2 protein-coding genes are annotated in these 1,988 nt (G+C 74.3%); both read right to left on the reverse strand.

Features of this window, described 5'->3' with window-relative positions; translation table 11 throughout:
• Positions 1 to 44: 44 nt before the first annotated feature.
• Positions 45 to 1,322 (reverse strand): cation:proton antiporter, encoded by a 1,278-nt coding sequence (locus ACFW2G_RS33035; protein WP_384456637.1) that lies wholly within the window; start codon positions 1,320 to 1,322, stop codon positions 45 to 47.
• The gene (locus ACFW2G_RS33040; protein ID WP_384580040.1) at positions 1,309 to 1,929 is read right to left on the reverse strand and encodes a flavin reductase family protein; all 621 of its coding nucleotides are present in this window, start codon (positions 1,927 to 1,929) and stop codon (positions 1,309 to 1,311) included. Before ACFW2G_RS33040 ends, ACFW2G_RS33035 begins: the two co-directional genes overlap by 14 nt.
• Positions 1,930 to 1,988: the final 59 nt, after the last annotated feature.

Below are 1,988 nucleotides of genomic sequence, written 5' to 3' on the forward strand. Positions count from 1 at the left end.
GGTGCCTGAACAGCCGTCAGGCACCCGCCGGCCGGGTCCGGCCGTCAGGGGCGGGACAGCGCGCCCTCGGGCGGGGCCGACACCCCGTCCCGCGCGGTCACCTCCCTGGCTCGCAGCCGGGTCAGCGCCGGGCTGGTGACCGCCGTCGTCACCAGCGCCATCAACACCAGCATGGTAAACAACTCCGGTCCGATGACGCCGAGTTCCAGCCCGACGTTGAGCACCACCAGCTCGGTCAGCCCACGGCAGTTCAGCACGGCGCCGATCGACAGGGCCTCCCGCCACGGTCTTCCACAGGCGCGTGCCGCGCCCGCGGCGCCGCCCCACTTGCCGAGGAAGGCCACCGCCAGGATCGCGCCCGTCCAGAGCCACATCCCGGGCGAGCCCGTCAGGCTGCCGAGGTCGGTGCGCAGGCCCGTGTGCACGAAGAACAGCGGCAGCAGAACGGGCACCGTGAAGGCGCGCAGCCGGGCCGCAGAGACCTCTATGCGCCCACCGGTGCGCGGGGTGACCACGCCGAAGAGGAAGGCGCCGAACAGCGCGTGCACGCCGATCAGGTCGGTGGCCAGCGCGGACACGCTCAGCCCGCTGAAGAGCGCCACCAGGACCGCGGCGTCCCCGGCCCGGTCGGCGCGGACCGCCCAGCGGGCCAGCAGCGGCCGCACCGCGTACAGCATGAACAGGGTGAAGGCCACGGCGAGGCCGGCCGTGGTGGCCGCCTCCATCGGGGACCCGGCCGTGGCGAGGGCCACGACCAGGGCGAGCAGGCACCACGCGACGACGTCGTCCACGGCCGCGCAGGCCATCGCGAGGACGCCGAGCGGTGTCCCGTACAGGCCCCGGTCGGTGAGGATGCGGGCCAGGACCGGGAAGGCCGTGATGCTCATGGCCACTGCCATGAACAGGGTGAACGGCATCCGTCCCACACCGTCCGGGGCGAAGCCGTCGTACATCGCGATCGCCAGGAGCGCGCCCAGCACCAGCGGCAGCAGCATCCCGGCCTGGCTCACCGCCACCGCGACGCGGGTGTGGCCGCGCAGGCTCTTCAGGTCGAGCTCCAGCCCGACCAGGAACATGAAGGCGAGCAGCCCGAGTTGGCCGAGCACCGAGGTGTACGGCAGGACGGACGCGGGGAACAGCGCCTGCTGGGCCTGTGGCCAGATCCAGCCCAGCAGGGACGGGCCCAGCAGGATGCCGGTGGCGATCTCGCCCACCACCGGGGGCTGGCCGAACCGGCGACAGACGGCGGCTCCCGCCTGGCAGGCGAGGATCACGGCCGGAACGGCGACCAGCAGTGCGGGCAGCGGGTCAGCGGACGGCACGGGCGTCTCCTTCGGGAGCGCCGGGGTGCAGGGCGGCGGCCGGGTCGAGGCGGGCGTCCGGCGGCGGGACCGCGGCCGCCTGCGACCACTGCGCGTAGCGGCGCAGGCCGTACAACAGGGGCTGCGGATCGTCCCGTACGCTCACCCGGTGGACCTCGGCGAACACGGCCGTGTGGTCGCCGAAGCCGACGGTCCTGACGACGGCGCAGTCCGCGACGGCGTGCGCGTCCGCGGTCAGGTGCGGCCCGCCCGCCCCCAGGGGCAGCCGCCACTCGACGCGCTCGAAGCGGTCGGGTGCGCCCGAGGCGAACAGGTCGGAAGCACCTCGGGCGCGCTCGTGCAGCAGGTTGAGGGCGAAGGCCCCCTGGTCGAGGACCACCGCGAGAGTGGGGCTCGCCGCCCGGACGCACACCACGATGGTGGGCGGGTCGAGCGCGACACTCGCGACGGAACTGCAGGTCAGGCCGTGGGGCAGGGCGTCCGAATCCAGAGTGGTCACGATGGACACCCCGCTGGGGAAGGCCGCCATGAAGGGCCGGAGGTCCGTGCGGCGGCCTCTGGCGGACTCGTCCGGCGCGGCGGGATGGGGCGCGGAGCGGTGGGGCATGTCTGACTCCTGAGGTGGCTGGAAGCGACCGCGGCCCGGCAGCCGGCGGAGAGCCGTGC

This window comes from Streptomyces sp. NPDC058880 (assembly GCF_042742535.1).
In the GTDB taxonomy this organism is placed as follows: domain Bacteria; phylum Actinomycetota; class Actinomycetes; order Streptomycetales; family Streptomycetaceae; genus Streptomyces.